General features: G+C 63.7%; 19 protein-coding genes, 2 tRNA genes and 1 pseudogene. 2 read left to right on the forward strand and 20 right to left on the reverse strand.

What is annotated here, in order from left to right; genetic code table 11:
- The 6 genes from hisD to H7225_RS07735 form a co-directional block, all read right to left on the reverse strand.
- Nucleotides 1-1,189 (reverse strand): histidinol dehydrogenase (gene hisD / locus H7225_RS07710; RefSeq protein WP_290660491.1); only part of this gene is annotated, 1,189 nt, incomplete at its 3' end.
- Between the two features lie 18 nt (nucleotides 1,190-1,207).
- Nucleotides 1,208-1,861, reverse strand: coding sequence for an ATP phosphoribosyltransferase (gene hisG / locus H7225_RS07715; protein WP_290660525.1), 654 nt, complete (start codon nucleotides 1,859-1,861; stop codon nucleotides 1,208-1,210).
- Nucleotides 1,862-1,872: 11 nt separating this feature from the next.
- Entirely contained in the window at nucleotides 1,873-3,177 is a 1,305-nt protein-coding gene (gene murA / locus H7225_RS07720) for a UDP-N-acetylglucosamine 1-carboxyvinyltransferase (RefSeq protein WP_290660493.1), read from the reverse strand.
- A gap of 89 nt (nucleotides 3,178-3,266) precedes the next feature.
- Nucleotides 3,267-3,512, reverse strand: a complete 246-nt coding sequence (locus tag H7225_RS07725; RefSeq protein ID WP_290660495.1) for a BolA family protein — start codon at nucleotides 3,510-3,512, stop codon at nucleotides 3,267-3,269.
- A 32-nt stretch (nucleotides 3,513-3,544) separates the two neighbouring features.
- The gene (locus tag H7225_RS07730; protein ID WP_290660497.1) at nucleotides 3,545-4,327 is read right to left on the reverse strand and encodes an ABC transporter permease; all 783 of its coding nucleotides are present in this window, start codon (nucleotides 4,325-4,327) and stop codon (nucleotides 3,545-3,547) included.
- On the reverse strand, nucleotides 4,324-5,232 hold the full coding sequence (locus H7225_RS07735) for an ABC transporter ATP-binding protein (RefSeq protein ID WP_290660499.1): 909 nt from the start codon (nucleotides 5,230-5,232) through the stop codon (nucleotides 4,324-4,326). Before H7225_RS07735 ends, H7225_RS07730 begins: the two co-directional genes overlap by 4 nt.
- 123 nt (nucleotides 5,233-5,355) lie before the next feature.
- On the opposite strand from H7225_RS07735, the gene H7225_RS07740 reads away from it, so the two are divergent.
- Nucleotides 5,356-5,613 (forward strand): acyl-CoA-binding protein, encoded by a 258-nt coding sequence (locus tag H7225_RS07740; RefSeq protein WP_290660501.1) that lies wholly within the window; start codon nucleotides 5,356-5,358, stop codon nucleotides 5,611-5,613.
- Nucleotides 5,614-5,616: 3 nt separating this feature from the next.
- Here H7225_RS07740 and H7225_RS07745 read toward each other — a convergent pair whose 3' ends face one another.
- Nucleotides 5,617-5,931 carry a polyhydroxyalkanoic acid system family protein gene (locus H7225_RS07745; RefSeq protein ID WP_290660503.1) on the reverse strand — a complete coding sequence of 105 codons (315 nt, stop codon included), beginning with the start codon at nucleotides 5,929-5,931 and terminating at the stop codon, nucleotides 5,617-5,619.
- A gap of 120 nt (nucleotides 5,932-6,051) precedes the next feature.
- Here H7225_RS07745 and H7225_RS07750 point away from each other — a divergent pair, with 120 nt between their 5' ends.
- Nucleotides 6,052-7,269 (forward strand): M20 aminoacylase family protein, encoded by a 1,218-nt coding sequence (locus tag H7225_RS07750; protein WP_290660505.1) that lies wholly within the window; start codon nucleotides 6,052-6,054, stop codon nucleotides 7,267-7,269.
- 4 nt (nucleotides 7,270-7,273) lie between these two features.
- On the opposite strand, the gene H7225_RS07755 is transcribed toward H7225_RS07750, so the two are convergent.
- The 13 genes and pseudogenes from H7225_RS07755 to H7225_RS07815 form a co-directional block, all read right to left on the reverse strand.
- Nucleotides 7,274-8,986 carry a DUF1631 family protein gene (locus H7225_RS07755; RefSeq protein WP_290660507.1) on the reverse strand — a complete coding sequence of 571 codons (1,713 nt, stop codon included), beginning with the start codon at nucleotides 8,984-8,986 and terminating at the stop codon, nucleotides 7,274-7,276.
- 496 nt (nucleotides 8,987-9,482) lie between these two features.
- Nucleotides 9,483-9,558: transfer RNA gene (locus H7225_RS07760), tRNA-Lys, on the reverse strand.
- Between the two features lie 118 nt (nucleotides 9,559-9,676).
- Nucleotides 9,677-9,752 (reverse strand) — tRNA-Lys (locus H7225_RS07765).
- 29 nt (nucleotides 9,753-9,781) lie between these two features.
- Nucleotides 9,782-10,546 carry a tRNA threonylcarbamoyladenosine dehydratase gene (locus H7225_RS07770; RefSeq protein WP_290660509.1) on the reverse strand — a complete coding sequence of 255 codons (765 nt, stop codon included), beginning with the start codon at nucleotides 10,544-10,546 and terminating at the stop codon, nucleotides 9,782-9,784.
- A gap of 11 nt (nucleotides 10,547-10,557) precedes the next feature.
- Nucleotides 10,558-11,376 carry a tol-pal system protein YbgF gene (gene ybgF, locus H7225_RS07775; protein WP_290660511.1) on the reverse strand — a complete coding sequence of 273 codons (819 nt, stop codon included), beginning with the start codon at nucleotides 11,374-11,376 and terminating at the stop codon, nucleotides 10,558-10,560.
- Nucleotides 11,377-11,378: 2 nt separating this feature from the next.
- Nucleotides 11,379-11,957, reverse strand: a complete 579-nt coding sequence (gene pal, locus H7225_RS07780) for a peptidoglycan-associated lipoprotein Pal (protein ID WP_290660513.1) — start codon at nucleotides 11,955-11,957, stop codon at nucleotides 11,379-11,381.
- A 46-nt stretch (nucleotides 11,958-12,003) separates the two neighbouring features.
- Nucleotides 12,004-13,263 carry a Tol-Pal system beta propeller repeat protein TolB gene (tolB, locus tag H7225_RS07785; RefSeq protein ID WP_290660527.1) on the reverse strand — a complete coding sequence of 420 codons (1,260 nt, stop codon included), beginning with the start codon at nucleotides 13,261-13,263 and terminating at the stop codon, nucleotides 12,004-12,006.
- A gap of 205 nt (nucleotides 13,264-13,468) precedes the next feature.
- A complete protein-coding gene (gene rng, locus H7225_RS07790; RefSeq protein ID WP_290660515.1) occupies nucleotides 13,469-14,971 on the reverse strand; it encodes a ribonuclease G in 1,503 nt (500 codons plus the stop codon).
- A gap of 42 nt (nucleotides 14,972-15,013) precedes the next feature.
- Nucleotides 15,014-15,670: an NAD(P)H-binding protein gene (locus H7225_RS07795; RefSeq protein WP_290660517.1), complete on the reverse strand. Its 657-nt coding sequence runs from the start codon at nucleotides 15,668-15,670 to the stop codon at nucleotides 15,014-15,016.
- Between the two features lie 9 nt (nucleotides 15,671-15,679).
- Complete coding sequence (locus H7225_RS07800) at nucleotides 15,680-16,303, reverse strand: Maf family protein (RefSeq protein WP_290660519.1); 624 nt, start codon at nucleotides 16,301-16,303, stop codon at nucleotides 15,680-15,682.
- Nucleotides 16,300-16,770 carry a 23S rRNA (pseudouridine(1915)-N(3))-methyltransferase RlmH gene (gene rlmH / locus H7225_RS07805; RefSeq protein WP_290660521.1) on the reverse strand — a complete coding sequence of 157 codons (471 nt, stop codon included), beginning with the start codon at nucleotides 16,768-16,770 and terminating at the stop codon, nucleotides 16,300-16,302. Before rlmH ends, H7225_RS07800 begins: the two co-directional genes overlap by 4 nt.
- Entirely contained in the window at nucleotides 16,767-17,513 is a 747-nt protein-coding gene (gene rsfS / locus H7225_RS07810; protein ID WP_290660523.1) for a ribosome silencing factor, read from the reverse strand. The genes rlmH and rsfS overlap by 4 nt, the downstream gene beginning before the upstream one ends.
- Nucleotides 17,514-17,783, reverse strand: a pseudogene (locus H7225_RS07815) (nicotinate (nicotinamide) nucleotide adenylyltransferase); the annotation flags it as partial.

Here is a 17,783-nt window from a genome sequence, read left to right on the forward strand (position 1 = left end):
GCTTTTGGAAGTCATAGACCCCCAGCGGCGACGAGAAACGCGCGGTGCCCGAGGTGGGCAGCACGTGGTTGGGGCCGGCGCAGTAGTCGCCCAGGCTTTCGCTGGTGTAGGCGCCCAGGAAGATGGCGCCGGCGTGCTTGAGCAGAGGCTCCCAGCGGTGCGGGTCGCTGCTGGAGACTTCCAGGTGCTCGGGCGCAATGCGGTTGCTGATGGCGCAGGCCTCTTCCATGCTGCGCGTGTGGATCAGGGCGCCGCGCCCTTCCAATGAGGCGCGGATGATGTCGGCGCGCTGCATGGTGGGCAAGAGGCGCTCGATCTCGGCCTGCACCTTGGCGATGTAATCGGCGTCGGGGCACAGCAGGATGCTTTGGGCCAGCTCGTCGTGCTCGGCCTGGCTGAACAAGTCCATGGCGACCCAGTCGGGCGGCGTGGTTCCGTCGGCCAGCACCAGGATCTCGCTGGGGCCCGCGATCATGTCGATGCCCACGTGGCCGAACACGTGCTTCTTGGCGCTGGCCACGTAGGCATTGCCCGGGCCGGTGATCTTGTCCACCTTGGGGATGGTGGCCGTGCCGAAAGCCAAGGCGGCCACGGCTTGTGCGCCGCCCACCGTGAACGCGCGCGTCACGCCAGCGACGTGGGCCGCCGCCAGCACCAAAGGGTTCTTCTCGCCACGTGGTGTGGGCACGACCATGATGATTTCGCCGACACCGGCCACGTGCGCAGGGATGGCATTCATCAGCACGGACGAGGGATAAGCTGCCTTGCCACCAGGCACGTAGATGCCCACGCGGTCGATGGGCGTGACCTTCTGGCCCAGCAAGGTGCCGTCGTCGTCGCGGTACGACCAGCTCAGGCCGCAAGCCTGTTTTTGACGCTCGTGGTAGTCGCGCACCCGGCGGGCGGCGGCTTGCAGGGCTTGCGCTTGCTCGGCGGGCAAGCCATCAAAGGCGGCCTTCAACTCGGCCGCGCTCAACTCCAGTGCGGCAACGCTGTCGGCTTGAAGGTGGTCAAAACGCCCGGTGTATTCCAGCACGGCGTCATCCCCGCGCAAACGCACATCGGCCAGGATGGCGCCGACGCGGTTCTCGATCTCGACGTCCGTGTCGGCCGACCAATGCAGCACCTGGTGAAAGGCGGCTTCAAAGTCAGACTGAGCGGTATCGAGGTGGCGGATGTTGACGGTCATGGTGTCGCGTGCAAAGACTCAGGCGGGGATGGCCGATTCAAAGGCCTGGATGAGTTGGCGGATGGCTTCGCGCTTGAGCTTGAGCGAGGCCTGGTTGACCACCAGGCGCGAGGAGATCTGCATGATCTCTTCCACCTCGACCAGGTGGTTGGCCTTGAGCGTGTTGCCCGTGGAGACCAGGTCAACGATGGCATCGGCCACGCCGATCAGCGGCGCGAGTTCCATCGAGCCATACAGCTTGATCAGGTCCACGTGCACGCCCTTGTTGGCGAAGTGCTCGCTGGCAATGGTGGTGTATTTGGTCGCCACGCGGATGCGCGAGCCCTGCTTGACCGCCGTGGCGTAATCAAAATCAGCGCGCACGGCCACGCTCATGCGGCACTTGGCGATGTTCAGGTCGAGCGGCTGGTAAAGGCCGTCGTGGTCGCCGTTGCTGCCGCTGTGCTCGATCAGGGTGTCCTTGCCGGCCACGCCTATGTCGGCGCCGCCATGCTGCACATAAGTGGGCACGTCGGTGGCGCGCACCAGCACCACGCGCACGTCGGGGCGGTTGGTGGACAAGATCAGCTTGCGGGATTTTTCAGGGTCTTCGGTGACCTCGATGCCAGCGGCGGCCAGCAGGGGCAAGGTCTCTTCGAAGATGCGGCCTTTGGACAGGGCCAGGGTGATCATGCTGAACGGGCTCATGCGGGCGCCTTGACTCGCTCGATGTCGGCGCCGATGGCGCGCAGCTTGGCTTCCATGCGATCGTAGCCACGGTCCAAGTGATAGATGCGGTCGATCAGGGTTTCACCATCGGCCACCAGGCCCGCGATGACCAGGCCGGCGGAGGCGCGCAAATCGGTGGCCATGACGATGGCGCCCGACAATTGCGGCACGCCCGTCACCACCGCGGTGTGCCCATCGATGTCGATCCGGGCGCCCAGGCGCACCAGCTCGTTGACGTGCATGAAGCGGTTTTCAAAAATGGTTTCGTGGATCACGGCCGTGCCCTCGGCCACGCAGTTGAGCGCCATGAACTGCGCCTGCATGTCGGTCGGGAAAGCGGGGTACTCGCGGGTGCGAAAACCCACGGCCTTGGCGCGGCCGCTGGCCTGCACGCGGATCCAGTCCTCGCCCGCTTCAATCGACACACCAGCTTCGCGCAGCTTTTCAATGACCGCCTCAAGGTGGTCGGCATTGGCGCGGCGCAAGGTGACGTCGCCACCCGTGGCGGCCACCGCGCACAGGAAGGTGCCGGTCTCGATGCGGTCGGGGATGATCTGGTGCGGTGCGGTGCTGCTCAGGCCATGCAGCTTGTCCACGCCCTGGATGCGCAGGCGGTGGGTGCCACGGCCTTGAATCTTGGCGCCCATGGCGATCAGCATGTCGACCAGGTCAGTGATCTCGGGCTCTTGTGCCGCGTTCTCAAGGATCGTCTCGCCTTCGGCCAGGCTGGCGGCCATCAACAGATTCTCGGTGCCGGTGACGGTGACCATGTCCGTGGTGATGCGCGCGCCTTTGAGGCGCTGCGGTTGGCCATCGGCGCCCAAGGCGGTGCGCGCTTCGATGTAGCCGTGCTCGACCGTGATCTGCGCGCCCATGGCTTGCAGGCCCTTGATGTGCTGATCAACCGGGCGCGAACCAATGGCGCAACCGCCGGGCAGCGAGACGCGCGCACGACCAAAGCGGGCCAGCAGCGGGCCCAGCACCAGGATCGAGGCGCGCATGGTCTTCACCAGCTCGTAGGGCGCCTCGGGGTTGTTCACGCGGCCCGCATCAAGCGTGACGTGGTCGTCCTGATCGGCATGGCGCTCGCACACCACGCCCATGTTGCTCAGCAGCTTGAACGTGGTGGCCACGTCTTTGAGCAAGGGCACGTTGGCCAGGGTCACGGGCTCGGCGCTGAGCAGCGCGGCGCACAGTTCGGGCAGCGCGGCATTTTTGGCGCCGGCAATGGTCACTTCGCCTTGAAGACGGCGACCGCCACGGATCAGGAGTTTGTCCATGAAAAGCACAAAGGACGCGAGGTCAGCGGAGGTTTAATCCGCAGTTCGCGCCGGGGTGAATCGGTAAAAAACGAAAATTTGCGATCAGATCAGGCTTTTTCGGCCCATTCCGCCGGGGTCAATGTCTTCATTGACAGGGCGTGGATCTGCTGTCGCATTCTATCGCCCAGGGCCTGGTAAACGCGCTGGTGCCGGGCGACGCGATTCTTGCCCTCGAATTCAGTGGAGACGATGGTGGCAAAAAAATGCTGGCCGTCGCCCTCCACTTCCAGGTGGGCGCAGGGCAAGCCCTCGGCAATGTAGTGCTGGACTTCAGCGGCAGTGGGGTCGGCCATGGGGGTAGTCTCAAAAAAATCAAATGAAAAGGTCAATGCCGGATTTTGTACCCGGTCTTGAGAAGGTGGAGCGCCACCAGCGAGACGATCAGGGTGGCGCTGCCCACCACGCCCAGGCTGAGCCAGGGGCTGACGTCGCTGGCGCCAAAGAAACCGCGCCGGAAACCATCGATCAAATAGAAAAACGGGTTCAGGTGCGACAGGCCAAGCCAGAACGGCGGCAGCGAATGCACCGAATAGAACACGCCCGACAAAAACGTCATGGGCATGATGACGAAATTCTGGAACACCGCCATGTGGTCGAACTTTTCGGCCCACAGGCCCGCGATCAGGCCAAGCGCGCCCAGCAATGAACCGCCCAGCACCGCGAAAATCACCGCCCACCAGGGCTCGGCCAGACCCGGCGGTGCGAACCAGCCGGTGACCAGGAACACGCCCAGCCCCACGGCCAGCCCACGCACCAGGGAGGCGCCCACATAGGCCACGAACCAGGCCCGGTGCGACAGTGGCGTCAGCAGCAAAAATACCAAGTTGCCGGTGATTTTGCTTTGCACCAGCGACGAGGAGCTGTTGGCAAAAGCGTTTTGCAGCAGACTCATCATCACCAGGCCGGGGATCAAAAAGCGGGTGTAGCCCACGCCATTGAACACCTCGACCTTGCCTTGCAAGACGTGGCCAAAGATCAGCAGGTAGAGCACTGTGGTGAGCACGGGCGCGGCCACGGTCTGAAAAGCGACTTTCCAGAAGCGCAGCACTTCCTTGACGAAAAGCGGCTGGGCGCCTGCCAGGCCCAGGGCATTGATCAGACTGCTCATGCGGGCACCCCCTGCATGATGCTGAGGAAGACATCCTCCAGGTCGGCCCGGCCGATTTCCAGGTCTTCCACGCGGCAACCCGCTTGCCGCAAGGTGGCCAGGATGTGTTCGATCTCGCCGGCGTCATGGGCCGGCAGTTGCACGATGCGGCCGGTGATGCGGGCTTGTTCGACCAAGTCGGGCGGCAACGGGTCATCGGTCTTGAAGCGCAGCATGGTGTGGGCCGTGCCCGCCAGCAATGCCGAGGTCCGATCCAGTGCCACCAGCTTGCCCTGCTTGAGCATGCCGATGCGGTGGCACAAAGCCTCGGCCTCTTCCAGATAATGCGTGGTCAGCAGCACGGTGTGGCCCTCTTTGTTGAGCCGAGAGATGAACTGCCACAGCGTCTGGCGCAACCCCACATCCACGCCCGCCGTGGGTTCGTCCAGCACGATGACGGGCGGCTTGTGCACCAGGGCCTGCGCCACCAGCACCCGCCGCTTCATGCCGCCCGACAACTGGCGCATGTTGACATCGGCCTTGTCGCTCAAGCCCAGGTGGTGCAGCAACTCGTCGACCCAGGCGCCGTTTTTGTTCAGTCCGAAATAGGCGCTCTGGATCATCAGGGCTTCGCGCACCGAGAAGAACGGGTCGAAGACCAGCTCTTGCGGCACCACGCCCAACTGGCGTCGGGCAAAGGCGTAGTCGGTGACGACATCGTGCCCCTGCACCATCACCTTGCCGGTGGTCGCGCGGCTCAATCCCGCCAGGATGCTGATGAGGGTGGTCTTGCCGGCGCCGTTGGGCCCCAGCAGGCCGAAGAATTCGCCCTCTTGGATGTCAAAGCTGACGCCCTGCAAGGCCGCGACGGTTCGCCCGGCCGAAACATAGGATTTGGTGACTTGTTGGAATGAAACGGCGCTCATGAGGTGCGGCATTGTAGGGAGCGCGTCAAAAGCCTGCCGCATGCGGGCAAACAGCCACCTTGTTCAAGGGGCTGATGGCCGAAAGAGTCGGCAGTAAGATTGGCAGCCCATAAGGAGACAGACATGACCGACATGACCGCCCAATTCGAAGCCGCCGTGGCCAATTCCAAGCTGCTGCCCGCCAAGCCCGACAACGACACCCTGCTGAAGCTCTACTCGCTCTTCAAGCAGGCCACCACTGGCGATGTGCAAGGGGACCGCCCCGGCATGATGGATTTCGTGGCGCGCGCCAAATTCGACGCCTGGGCCGCCCTCAAGGGCAAGACGTCCGACCAGGCCAAGCAAACTTACATTGACCTGATTGAATCGCTGAAGAAGTGACCATCAAGCCGAGGGCGTGCCGCCTTCGGCCTTGGCCAGGATGGTGGTCAGGTTCTTGTCGATCTCGGCCTCGATCAGGGGCTTGAACGCTGACATCATCATGCCCAGCTTGGTGTCCAACTCAAAAGCATCGGCACGCACTTTCATCTGCCCGGTGACGCCCATGCGCTCGAAGCTGATGGTGTCTTCGCCATCGCCCGGCACCAGCTTGCAGGTCAGCCCCAGCTTCTTGGCCGCATCGTCCATCCAGTCCTGAGCCAGGGCGCGTGCCTTGTCCATGCCCAAAGCATGGGGACGCTGAATTTTGATATCGGCCATGAAACGGGCTCCTGTGCGGGTAAACGGACCATCAGTTTAGCGTTTGCCGTGCTGGCGCTGGCCTTGTCCGGGGCCCACGGGTAAGATCAAGCCTCCTCCCCTCATCAGGACCACTTCGCCATGTCCGCCGACATTTCCGACCTGTCGTCATTGGTGCTGCCCTCTTTGCTGGATCAGGCTGAATCGATCCAGGTTCTGCGCCGCGACATCCACGCACACCCCGAGTTGTGCTTTGAAGAAGTCCGCACCTCGGACCTGATCGCCAAAACGCTGGAGGACTGGGGCATCGAGGTGCACCGGGGGCTGGGCAAGACCGGGCTGGTGGGTGTGATCCAGGGCCGCCCGGGGCCGAATGCGGTGGGCCTGCGCGCCGACATCGACGCTCTGCCAATCACCGAGCGCAATCAGTTCCCGCATGCCAGCCGCCACGCCGGGCGCATGCACGCCTGCGGCCACGATGGGCACACCGCCATGTTGCTGGCGGCAGCCCAACACCTGGCCCGGCACCGCGACTTTGAAGGCACGGTCTACCTGGTGTTTCAGCCGGCCGAAGAAGGCGGCGGCGGCGCCGCAGCCATGATGCGCGACGGCCTGTTCACGCGTTTCCCGATGCAGGCTATTTTTGGCGTGCACAACTGGCCGGGCATGGCCGTGGGGCAGTTCGCCATCAAGCCTGGCCCCTGCTTTGCCTCCAGCAACGAGTTCCACATCACCGTGCGCGGCAAGGGCTCGCACGCGGCCATGCCGCACCTGGGCATCGACCCGGTGCCGGTGGCCTGCCAGATGGTGCAGGCCTTTCAAACCATCCTGACGCGCAATGTGCGCCCGATTGACACTGGCGTGATCTCGGTGACCATCATCCAGGCGGGTGAGGCCACCAACGTGGTGCCCGATTTCGTGACCATGCAAGGCACCGTGCGCACCTTCACCACCGAGGTGCTGGACCTGATCGAGGCGCGCATGCAGACGGTGGCGCAGCACACTTGCGCGGCCTTTGGCGCCGAATGCGATTTCGAGTTCAGCCGCAACTACCCGCCCACCATCAACCACCCGGCAGAGACCGACTTCGTCAGGCAGGTGATGACCGATCTGGTGGGTGCCGAGAACGTGCTGGAGTTCGAGCCCACCATGGGCGCCGAGGATTTCAGCTACTACCTGCAGGCCATCCCGGGCGCGTACTTTCTGATCGGCAATGGCGACGGTGCGCACCGCGAAGGCGGACACGGTCTGGGGCCTTGCATGTTGCACAACCCCAGCTATGACTTCAACGACCAGTTGATTCCACTGGGGGCCACCTTGTGGGTCAACCTGGCTCGGCGCTGGCTGGCAAAAGCTTGAACCGCTAGGCCTCGTCCAGGTCTTGCAGAACGCTGTCGACGGCCCGCTGCATCAGGCTCAACTCCACGAAGGTGGTGGCCAGACCCTCGATGCGCAAACGCTCCAGGGCGCGGCGCGTCATCGAGTGCATGCCGCCGGCCAATGAGCTGCTGAGCATGAAGAACTCACCGTTGTCGCTGCGCCAAAGCAAATGGGCGGTGACCCATTGGCCTTGCAGGAAGAGTTTGCAGCGCACGCCTTTGGTCAGGGTCTGCAACCAGCGCTGAGCGGCCGCCTTGACACGGCGGTCTTCGTCACTCCCCCCCAGGGCCATGGGCACCGTGGGCAGCGCGCCCACACTGGTGTCCTGGGCCCAACTGTCCGATACTTGTTCGCGGTCATCGCCCAGCACTTCGTCGCGCTTCGGCTCGCTGGTGGGGCGCTCCAGGCTCCAGCGCAGTTCATCGACCGTGCCCACCATCACCTCCACCCACGCCCCGGCCAAGAAGCGCCGCATGGTTTCGCTCAACTCGGCGCTCTGCAATTGGTGCATCACTTGTTGCCTCAACAAGGGCATCAAAGTCTGACGTTGCTCTGCCTCGGCCAGTGCCTTGACTGCGGCCTGAGACTGCTGCAATTGCGCCTCATCTTCGCTGTCGATGAAAGCCTGCACATCCGACAAGGCCCCCTCGTACAAAGCAGCACTGGGGTTTGCGTTTCCGGCCAACCGCTCGATCAGGGGTTCGACGAACTCCATGAACGCCGAGCCACGAGAATCGCTGAACCGTGGGTGGTCGGAAGCGTGCGCGGCGATCTGGTTGATCAGTGACCAGGCCGGGTGATTGTGAGCGCTCATCAGCGTCGGGTCGCTCAAGGCCACCCGCACCACGGAGGCCTGCAAACGCCCGATCACATCCTTGACGGTGGACTCCAAACGGGGATCGGCCAGGATCTGCCCAAACAGGCGAGAGAGCAACTCCACCGTCTGCTGCTGCACCAGCCCGCCGGTGGAGAGCTGCTTGGGCAGGCTATCGCGCAGGTTCAGCAGTGCATCGGGCTGGGTCAGGTCCACCTCGGGCGCCGTGCCCGCGCGCACGATGGGCGCACTGCGGAACTCCAGGGGCTGCACGCCCCAACTTTTGAGCCTTCGGCACGCATCGCCGTACACATCCCGCAGCACATCGGCCATGGCGAAACCCGCCGTGCGCAAGAACAAGCCCCGGCCGGCCCTGGACACCTTGATGCCATGCGCAGTGCGGCTCAAAGCCCGCGCATAGACCATGGGGCGGCAGGGATTGGCCTCCAGGCGCAGCACGGTTTCACCCAGCAGCGTTGCGTTCAGGGCTTGCAACTCACGCAACTCCCATTCGGCCTTCAAGTCGATCAGCTGGATGGTGCGTGAAATCTCGATGTCTTTCTCGGCCTGGTCCTCGTCCATCAAGGTCAGGTCTTCCAGGCGAAAAGGCCTGGCGGGCACACGCACTGGATTGACCTGCACCTGCGACGCCAACTCGATTTCGGCTTTGATGTCGCGACCAAACGCGGTGATCAAAGCCAACGGTTGAATCTGCAAGGCTTCCAGCACTCCAAACAGTTGCTGACGGTCGGCGGCCAAGGCCATGGTGGCGTCAGAGTCGCGCAAACGCTGAACCGTGGCATCAATCACCTGCTGTGCGACCAAGGGGCCGCCGACCAGCATGGCATCGAGGTGCTTCTTCACGAGGAGGCCATCGTGCATAGAGGATCTCCCAGGACACCGGTCATTGGTTCGCACAGTGTAGGTCGGGAAGTTCATGCCCCTATCGCCGAAAAGCCCCAGGGGATGGGGGGAAAAGGGCTGAACGGGGCCCGCCAGTGGCAACTCGCATCAATTGGCCGCCTTGCAGGTGGCGGTGACCGTGCCCTGCTTGCCTGCGACGGTGGGGCTCAACTCTTCAAGCTTGCTGGCCGTGTCGAGGGTTGAAGGGCGCGACACCGGGGTGATGAACTCGCGGGTGAAATTCAGTTCACCGGCCTTGCGCGCGCGGATGCATTCGGACCAGTCGCTCAGGCATCAAACGCCTTTCCCACTGACACAACCTCAATCGAGACTAGGCGCCGTATTTGCGGCTGACATGCGCCGCGTTGCCCTACCGTGGCTACACAGTGGCCACATGACATGCGATCGAGCAAAGAAAAAGCCACCGCTGAGGGTGGCTTTCTGAGCCAAGTGATTGATTTACTTGGCTTAATTTTGGTGGGCCCCGACAGATTCGAACTGTCGACCAACGGATTAAGAGTCCGCTGCTCTACCAACTGAGCTAGGAGCCCCAATTTTTTATCACCCCAGCATCACGGCAAGGTCGCAAAGATTGAGTACTTTGCCAAGATTTCGATTATAGAACGAAACCAACAGTTCCGTCAAAAATCTTGCTTCTGATCTTGTTTTTGGTGGGTCGGGCGAGATTCGAACTCGCGACCAACGGATTAAAAGTCCGCTGCTCTACCGACTGAGCTACCGACCCCCGAAAAGCCTAAAATTATAACTCGGTTTTTAACCTTTGATCAATGTGTTGATCAGTTGCGCCGCTGAAACCATGCCAAAGGTCGCCGTCACCACCACGCTGGAGCCATAGCCATGGCAGTTCAGCGAGCCATCAACGAGGTCGCACTCGGCATCTTGCGGCGGCAGCACCGCCTCGCGTGAGAACACGCAACTCAGGTTCATGCGGCCCTTGCGCGCGCCCTCATGGCGCTGCCGCAAACGCTGGCGCACGCTGGCCAACAAGGGGTCATGAGTCACTTCGGACAAGTCGCCCACCTGCACCAGCTGCGGCTGGGATTTACCCCCCGCCGCGCCCACGGCCACCACCGGCAACTGGTGCGCCCAGCCCCAAGCGGCAATGGCGGCCTTGGCCTTGACCTGGTCGCAACAGTCGATCACGCCGTCCAACGCTTGGGCTGACAGCAGTTCGGCCACATTGGCCTCGTCGATGAACTCTTCGATGGTGTGCACCACGCAGCCCGGGTGGATCTGCGCGATGCGGTCCTTCAAAGCCAACACCTTGGCTTGACCCAAGGTGCTGTCCAGCGCATGCACCTGGCGGTTGATGTTGGATTCGGCGACATGGTCCAGGTCGACCAGGGTCAGCTCGGCCACGCCGCTGCGCGCCAAGGCTTCAGCCGCCCAGGAGCCGACACCGCCCACGCCGATCACCGCGATGCGGACCGCGCGCAGGCGCTCGTATGCCGCAGCGCCATGCAGTCGGCGCAGGCCGCCAAACCGGCGCTCCAGGTCGGGCTGGTCGTTGGTGCTCACCCAGGCCACGCTCAGTTCTTGCGCGGTGGCGTCTTGGCCGCGGCGGTGGACGCGCTGGCCAGACGCTCTCGTGCAGCCTGGGCCGCTTCAGAGTCCGGGTAGCTTTTGATCAGGTCGTCCAGCGCCTTGCGGGCCGCCTTGGTCTCTTTGAGCTCGGTGTGGCAATTGGCGATGGACAGCATGGCCTCGGGCGCTCGAGCATGCGTGGGGGCTTGCGTCAACAAGCCGCGAAAGCTGACCAGTGCCTCCTTGTAGTTACGCAAACCGTATTGCGCATTGCCCTGCCAATACAAGGCTGACTCGCGGTAGCCCGTCGATGGGTAGCGTTTGATCAAGCCACCCAGGCCCGCCGCGCCACCGGCAAAGTCGGCTTGCCGCAATTTGCCCAGCGCGTCTTCAAACAGGGCTTTCTCATCGGGCTCTACCTGGAAGGTCTTGCCATCCAGGTTCACGGTTTGCGGCTCCAGCTTGCGCACGCGTTCGTCCACGCCTTGCTGCAGGTCTTTTTGATGCCGTTGCAGTTCGGACAGGTCGCGGGTCAGCAATTCGTTCTGGCCGCTCTGTTTGGCCAGGTCGCCACGCAACTGTTCGAGCTGCGCGTTCAGATCAACCAGGCTGCGCTTGACCTGGTCCAGCTGCGCGTTCAGGGCGGTGAGCTTGGCGGTGCTGGCCTCGTTGTCCTTGGTGCGTTGCTGGCGCAACTCCAGGATGGCACGGCGTGCCTCGTCATCGTCCAGCAGGCCGGCATGGGCGCCGCTGAGCGCCCCGCAAGCCATGGCCAGGGCCAGCACCCAGGGGCGCACACGGTTCAACATCAACGCGGCCGCCATGATCAACGGTCTTTGAACTCAGCGCGGCGGTTCTTGGCCCACGCTTCTTCGGTGCTGCCGGTGACAGCAGGACGCTCTTCGCCAAAGCTCACGGCTTCGACCTGGTCGGCCGACACGCCCAGCAGCGTCAGGGACTTGACGACGGCTTCAGCGCGCTTTTGGCCCAGGGCCAGGTTGTACTCGCGGCCACCACGCTCATCGGTGTGCCCTTCGATGAACAGCTTTTTGCCGCGAATGGTGGTCAGTACCTTGCCATAGCCATCCAGCACGGGGCGGAACTCGTCCTTGACGATGAAGCTGTCGAAATCAAAGTAGATGACGCGGGGCAAGCCGTTCAACAAGGCGTTCGATGCGCTGTCGGGATCGGCCACGACGGGTGCCACGGTGGAGGCCGCGTTGGACGACGATGACGTGCCCGTGCTGCCCGACACATTGCGCGACTCGATGGGAGGCGCCTTGTCGTCAAGCTTGACGGAGCTGCAGCCGGCCATCCACAGGGTGGACGCGCCTACCAGGCCGACCACGGCCAGGCGGATGGCACGTGTGGAGATCGAAGCGGAGGTTGATTGGATCGGGTTCATAAAGGCTCCTTGCAAAGGTTAATCAAAAGATTCAAGAAAATGGTGATCAGCGTTTCGGGCCGACGATGTCAGGGCCCCAGACGGGCTCGCGGACATCGGCTTGCGGCGTGGCCAGGCTGGCCTTGATGCGGCCATCGAGTGAGCTGGTCATGAGCACGTCGCGACCCTGGTTGCGCGTGGCGTAGATGATCTGCTTGCTGTTGGGCGCGAAGCTGGGGCTTTCGTCATCGCGGGTATCGGTGAGCATGCGCACCGTGCCGGTGGACAACTCCATCAGGTGCACCTTGTAGGCGCCGTTGACCTGGCCAATGAAGGTCAGCCAGCGGCCATCCGGGCTCAAGGCGGGGCTGATGTTGTACGGCCCGTTGAAGGTGACGCGCTGAGCGCTGCCGCCTGACAACGGCGTCTTGTAGATCTGTGGGCTGCCGCCCCGGTCGCTGACGAAGTAAACGGTGCTGCCATCCGATGACCAGGCCGCTTCGGTGTCGATGCCGCCGCTTTGCGTCAGGCGCCGGACATTGTCCCCGTCAATGCCCATCACGAACAATTGCGAGCCGCCATCGCGGCTGAGCGTGACCGCCATCTGCTTGCCATCCGGCGACCAGGCGGGCGCGCTGTTGGTGCCCTTGAAGCTGGCCAGCACACGGCGGCGCCCGGTGGTCAGTTCTTGCGACATGACCTTGGCCTTGCCGCCTTCAAACGACACGTAGGCCAGCTTGCTGCCATCGGGCGACCAGGCGGGCGAGATGATGGGCTCGTTGCTGGTCAGGGCATCGCGCTCGCCCTTGCCATCGGAGTCGGCCACCCACAGCATGTAGCGGCGGCCGGTCTTGGCCACGTAGGCGATGCGCGTGGCGAAGGCGCCCTTGTCGCCCGTCAGCTTTTCGTAGATGTCATCGGCGATGCGGTGGGCGGCCAGGCGCAGGTCGGCGGCGGGCACCACCAGGCTTTGCACACCCAGGTCTTTGTTGCGGGCGGCGTCCCAGAGGCGATAGCGGATGTCGAAGCGGCCATCGGCCAAGGGCAGGATGGAGCCGGCCAGCAAGGCATCGGCGCCCTTGCCTCGCCAATCGGTCAGCACCGGGCGCGAGGTTTCGTCCAGCTTGTCGGCCGAGGCGTCCAGGGTCTTGAACAGGCCACAGCGCTGCAGGTCGGCGGTCACGATGCTGGCGATGGGCTGGGGCACGCCCTCTTCGCCTTTGAAGCGGCCGATGGCCACCGGAATCTGTGTGGCCCCCACACCAGCGATCTCAACCCGGAACTGCGCCCAGACCGGGCTGGCCGACCACAGGCCCGCGGCCGCCATGGCGCCGCACAGCGCCAGGGTCTTGAGGTGCCCACGGCGGGCGGTGTCCAACATGGGCTCGGCGGAAGTCATCGGGTGTTCATGCATCGTGGCTACAAGGGGATTCATCAATGTGAAGTGTCGATTGTGCCGCGTGTGCCATGCACCACCGCCAAGCAAGGCGTTGCGCGGTGCAAAGTCATGTAAAGCGCCTCAGGGATCAGGTCTATAGCAGGACGATGTCGTACTGCTCGGGCGACACCCAGGGCTCGGTCTGCAGGGAAATGGGCTTGCCGATGAAATCGATCAAACCGGCCAGGTGCTGGCTTTCTTCGTCGAGCAGCATTTCCACCACCTCAGCGCTGGCCACCACGCGGAACTCACGTGGATTGAACTGGCGCGCCTCGCGCAAGATCTCGCGCAGGATGTTGTAGCAGACCGTGCGCGGCGTCTTGACCTGACCGCGCCCTTCGCAGGTGGGGCAGGGTTGGCACAGCATGTGGGCCAATGATTCGCGCGTGCGTTTGCGCGTCATCTCAACCAAGCCCAGTAGCGAGAATCCACTGATCGTGATCTTGGTGCGGTCGCGGCTCATCCGCTTGCGGAACTCGGCCAGCACGTTGTCGCGGTGGTCCTCGCGCAGCATGTCGATGAAATCAACAATGATGATGCCGCCCAGGTTGCGCAGCCGCAGTTGGCGCGCGATGGCCTGCGAGGCTTCCAGGTTGGTCTTGAAGATGGTCTCGTCGAAATTGCGCGCGCCCACGTAGCCACCGGTGTTGACGTCGATGGTGGTCAAGGCCTCGGTCTGGTCGATGATCAAGTAGCCGCCCGACTTCAGGTCGACGCGCCGCGCCAGGGCTTTCTCGATTTCCTGGTCGATGTTGTACAGGTCGAAGATGGGGCGCTCGCCCTTGTAATGCTGGAGCTTTTCAACCGAGGTGGGCGTGAACTCGGCGCCAAAGGCACGCAGGGCATCGAACTGGATCAGCGAATCAATGCGGATGTTGACCGTCTCGTCGCTGACCAGGTCGCGCAGCACGCGTTGGGCCAGGTTCAAGTCCTGGTGCAAAAGTGATCCAGGCGCGGCCTTGAGGCCTTGCTCGCGGATCGTGGCCCAGGTTTTGCGCAGGTAGGCGATGTCGGCGCCCAGCTCGTCATCGGTGGCGTCTTCGGCGTTGGTGCGCAAGATGAAGCCGCCCGAGCGCGTGCGCCCTTCCTTGCTGTCGGCCTCGCCCAGCAGTTGCAGCATGCGGGCGCGCAGTTGGTCGCGCAACTCGGACGAACCAATCTTTTGCGAGATGCCAATGTGGTCATCTTGCGGCAGGAACACCAGCAAACGGCCGGCGATGCTGATCTGCGATGACAGGCGCGCGCCCTTGGTGCCAATGGGATCCTTGAGGACCTGCACCATCAGGGTCTGGCCTTCGTGCAGGCGCTTTTCAATGGGCGTGGCGTTGTCGGGCGAACGGACGCTGCCACGCTGGCTGGGGTCTTCACGGTGCAGGTCGGCCACGTGCAAAAAGGCGGCACGCTCCAAGCCAATGTCGATGAACGCCGATTGCATGCCGGGCAGCACGCGCGCCACGCGGCCCGCGTAGACGTTGCCGACCAGGCCGCGCTCCAGCGTGCGTTCAACGTGCAGCTCCTGCACCGCGCCGTTTTCAACCACGGCGATGCGGGTCTCCTGCGGCGTCCAGTTGATCAGAATATCGTGTGAGTGGGCCATCTGATTTCCGGAATGTTCATGGGTAGAGTCAGCTCAGGCGCCTCAGTTCAATCTCAGCTCAATGTTGCTCAGGCCATGCACGCCCGGACGGCCCGATTTGGCAGCATTTACCAGGCCCTGCGCGACCTGGCGGGCCTGCACCGGGCGGTACCGCTCGGGCAGCAACCAGCCGAATTTCAGGCCGATGCGTTCGGCGATGCGCACCTCGGCGCGTTCGCCTGCCAGCAAGGAGGGCCGCGCGAAGGTGACCGATTCAAAGCCGATCGCGGCAATGGCTTCTTCAAGCTCGCCCTTGACGCGGCTGTAGAACACCTTGGATTTGGCATCGGCCCCCGTGGCGCTGACCAGCAGGAAGCGTTTGGCGCCTTGGGCCTTGGCCAGCTGAGCCACCTGCAGCGGGTAGTCAAAATCGACCTGGCGGAAAGCCGCGCGCGAGCCCGCTTTGGCGATGGTGGTGCCCAGGGCGCAGAACACCCAATCGGCCGACAGCCAATCGGCGTGGGCCTCCAGGCGGTCAAAGTCGGCCACACAGACCTGCACCTTGGGCGAGTCCACAGCCAGGGGCCTGCGCACCAGGACGCGCACGTCGCCCACGGCCGGGTCTTGCGTCAAGATCTGCAGGCATTGCTGGCCGACCAGCCCGGTCGCGCCGACGAGCAGCGCCACGGGCCCGGTCGCGGAAGGGGTTTCAGTGGTCATGCAGGTTGGTCAAAACCGCCAGCCCAGGGGCCTGAGCAATTCGGCGGTTTCATACAAGGGCAAGCCCATGATGCCACTGTAGCTGCCCTCAATTTTTTGCATCCAGGCGGCGGCCTGGCTTTGGATGGCATAAGCGCCGGCCTTGCCCATGGGCTCGCCAGTGGCCACGTAGCGGTCGATTTCATCGGCGCTGACGGTGCGCCAGGTGACGTGGGAGGTGCTGAGCAGCAGGCTGCCGTCCACCACCACCGCAGTCAGGACACGGTGGGTGCGGCCGGACAAACGCGCCAGCATGCGGGCCGCGTCGGCATGGTCAAGCGGTTTGGCCAGGATGTCAGCGCCCATGGCCACGGTGGTGTCGGCGCAAAGCACGGGCGCCGTGGGCAGGCCTTGCGTGGCTTGTCGACTGGCCAGGCGCAGACGAGCGGCCTCCCACTTGGCCAGGGTCACGCGCTGCACATAATCTTCCGGCAATTCGCCACTGCGCTCGGCTTCCAGGGCTTCGGCATCCTCATGCAGATCGGGCAGCAGCAGCTCGTGGCGCACGCCCAATTGGTCCAGCAATTGGCGCCGGCGCGGGCTTTGGGAGGCCAGGTAGATGAACGGGGCTTCCAGTTCAGGCACGGTGCTCATGCGCGGTGATAAGGATGGTTGTGGCGCATAGACCAGACGCGGTAGAGCTGCTCCAGCAACAGCACCCGGGCCAGCGCGTGCGGCAAGGTCAGGTCCGACAAACGCAGGGTTTCGTCGGCGGTTTTTTTAAGCGCGGGGTCGATGCCATCGGCGCCGCCGATCACGAAGGCCACGTCGCGGCCATCGTTGAGCCAAGCCTCGGCACGTTGGGCGAGCTCAACGCTGGACAGGCGGCTGCCGCGCTCATCCAGGATGACGCGGCGCACATCGCGCCCCAAAGCGGCCTCGATGCGCACAGCTTCGGCCTGCATGATGGCGGGCACCGACTTACCGCCTTCACGCGGCTCGGCCTTGAGGGCCTTGACCTCGACTTTCCAATCAGGCGGAAAGCGCTTGAGGTAATCCTCGCAAGCGGTTTCCGCCCAAGCGGGCTGGCGCTGGCCAATGGCCACCACCGTCAGCTTCATGAAGCCTTGCGGGCCACTTTCTTGGCAGCCACCATCTTGCGGACCGGCGCCTTCTTGGCGGCGACCTTTTTAGCCGCCACTTTCTTGCCAGCGACCTTTTTCACCGCGAACTTGTTGACCACCACGGTCTTGGGCACCACGGGGATCACTGCAGCCGCTTTCTTGGCGGCGACCTTCTTGGCGGCAATCTTTTTGGCAGCCACCGGCACGCGGCTGGAGGTCGAGCGCTCGGCGGGCGTTTTGGCCACGGCCTTTTTGGCCACGACCTTTTTGGCCGCCGCTTTCCGGACCGGCGCATCCAGCTTGCCCACGACCGACTTCTTGCCAGACGCCTTCTTGGGCGCGTCGTCTTCGTCGTCGTTCATGGGCTCGGACGCCTTGACCAGGCGGGTCACCACGTCGTTGAGCTTGAGCTTGATCGGTCTTTCGCCCCAGATCTCTTCCAGCAGGTAGTACTGGCGGATGGCGGGTTGCATCAGGTGGACCACGGCGGCGGCGCAGTCCACGATGATCCATTCGCCGTTGTCTTCGCCCTCGGTGCGCATGACGTCAAAGCCAGCGGCCCTGACCGACTTGCGAACGCTGGCGGCCAGCGCCTTGGTCTGCCGGTTGGACGTGCCCGACGCGACGATCACCCGCTCGAACAGCGCCGAGAGGTGCTCGGTGTTGAAGACGACGATGTCTTGGCCTTTGACGTCTTCGAGGCCATCGACGATGGCGCGTTGCAGTTTACGGATGTCCATTCAGCGGGGGGTGCCAGCGGCGTAGAGTTGATGTTGTTCAATATAGCGCGCCACGGCGTTTGACACCATGGCAGGCACGAGGGTTCGGGCGACATCCCCCTGGGCCAGGCGGGCCCGGATGCTGGAGGAAGAAACGGCCATCGCGGGCATCGGCAACGCCACCATGCGGTGAGGATGCGAGGCCAGCTCAGGAGCTGGTTGGGGCGCTTGCCCCGCCCGGCTGGCGACGGCCAAAGTCACGCGCTGGGTCAGTTCGGGCCAGCCATGCCA

Origin of the sequence: Aquabacterium sp. (assembly GCF_014378415.1) — a bacterium.
GTDB lineage: Bacteria > Pseudomonadota > Gammaproteobacteria > Burkholderiales > Burkholderiaceae_C > Aquabacterium.

Coding starts and splice junctions, on each gene's coding strand:
- rsfS (WP_290660523.1), bottom strand. CDS start 17,513: ATGGACATCCGTAAACTGCAACGCGCCATCGTCGATGGCCTCGAAGAC.
- ybgF (WP_290660511.1), bottom strand. CDS start 11,376: ATGGCGGCCGCGTTGATGTTGAACCGTGTGCGCCCCTGGGTGCTGGCC.
- hisG (WP_290660525.1), bottom strand. CDS start 1,861: ATGATCACCCTGGCCCTGTCCAAAGGCCGCATCTTCGAAGAGACCTTG.
- H7225_RS07750 (WP_290660505.1), top strand. CDS start 6,052: ATGTCCGCCGACATTTCCGACCTGTCGTCATTGGTGCTGCCCTCTTTG.
- H7225_RS07745 (WP_290660503.1), bottom strand. CDS start 5,931: ATGGCCGATATCAAAATTCAGCGTCCCCATGCTTTGGGCATGGACAAG.
- H7225_RS07800 (WP_290660519.1), bottom strand. CDS start 16,303: ATGAGCACCGTGCCTGAACTGGAAGCCCCGTTCATCTACCTGGCCTCC.
- H7225_RS07755 (WP_290660507.1), bottom strand. CDS start 8,986: ATGCACGATGGCCTCCTCGTGAAGAAGCACCTCGATGCCATGCTGGTC.
- H7225_RS07725 (WP_290660495.1), bottom strand. CDS start 3,512: ATGGCCGACCCCACTGCCGCTGAAGTCCAGCACTACATTGCCGAGGGC.
- rng (WP_290660515.1), bottom strand. CDS start 14,971: ATGGCCCACTCACACGATATTCTGATCAACTGGACGCCGCAGGAGACC.
- murA (WP_290660493.1), bottom strand. CDS start 3,177: ATGGACAAACTCCTGATCCGTGGCGGTCGCCGTCTTCAAGGCGAAGTG.
- tolB (WP_290660527.1), bottom strand. CDS start 13,263: ATGGCGGCCGCGGGCCTGTGGTCGGCCAGCCCGGTCTGGGCGCAGTTC.
- H7225_RS07735 (WP_290660499.1), bottom strand. CDS start 5,232: ATGAGCGCCGTTTCATTCCAACAAGTCACCAAATCCTATGTTTCGGCC.
- H7225_RS07795 (WP_290660517.1), bottom strand. CDS start 15,670: ATGACCACTGAAACCCCTTCCGCGACCGGGCCCGTGGCGCTGCTCGTC.
- rlmH (WP_290660521.1), bottom strand. CDS start 16,770: ATGAAGCTGACGGTGGTGGCCATTGGCCAGCGCCAGCCCGCTTGGGCG.
- H7225_RS07740 (WP_290660501.1), top strand. CDS start 5,356: ATGACCGACATGACCGCCCAATTCGAAGCCGCCGTGGCCAATTCCAAG.
- H7225_RS07730 (WP_290660497.1), bottom strand. CDS start 4,327: ATGAGCAGTCTGATCAATGCCCTGGGCCTGGCAGGCGCCCAGCCGCTT.
- pal (WP_290660513.1), bottom strand. CDS start 11,957: ATGAACCCGATCCAATCAACCTCCGCTTCGATCTCCACACGTGCCATC.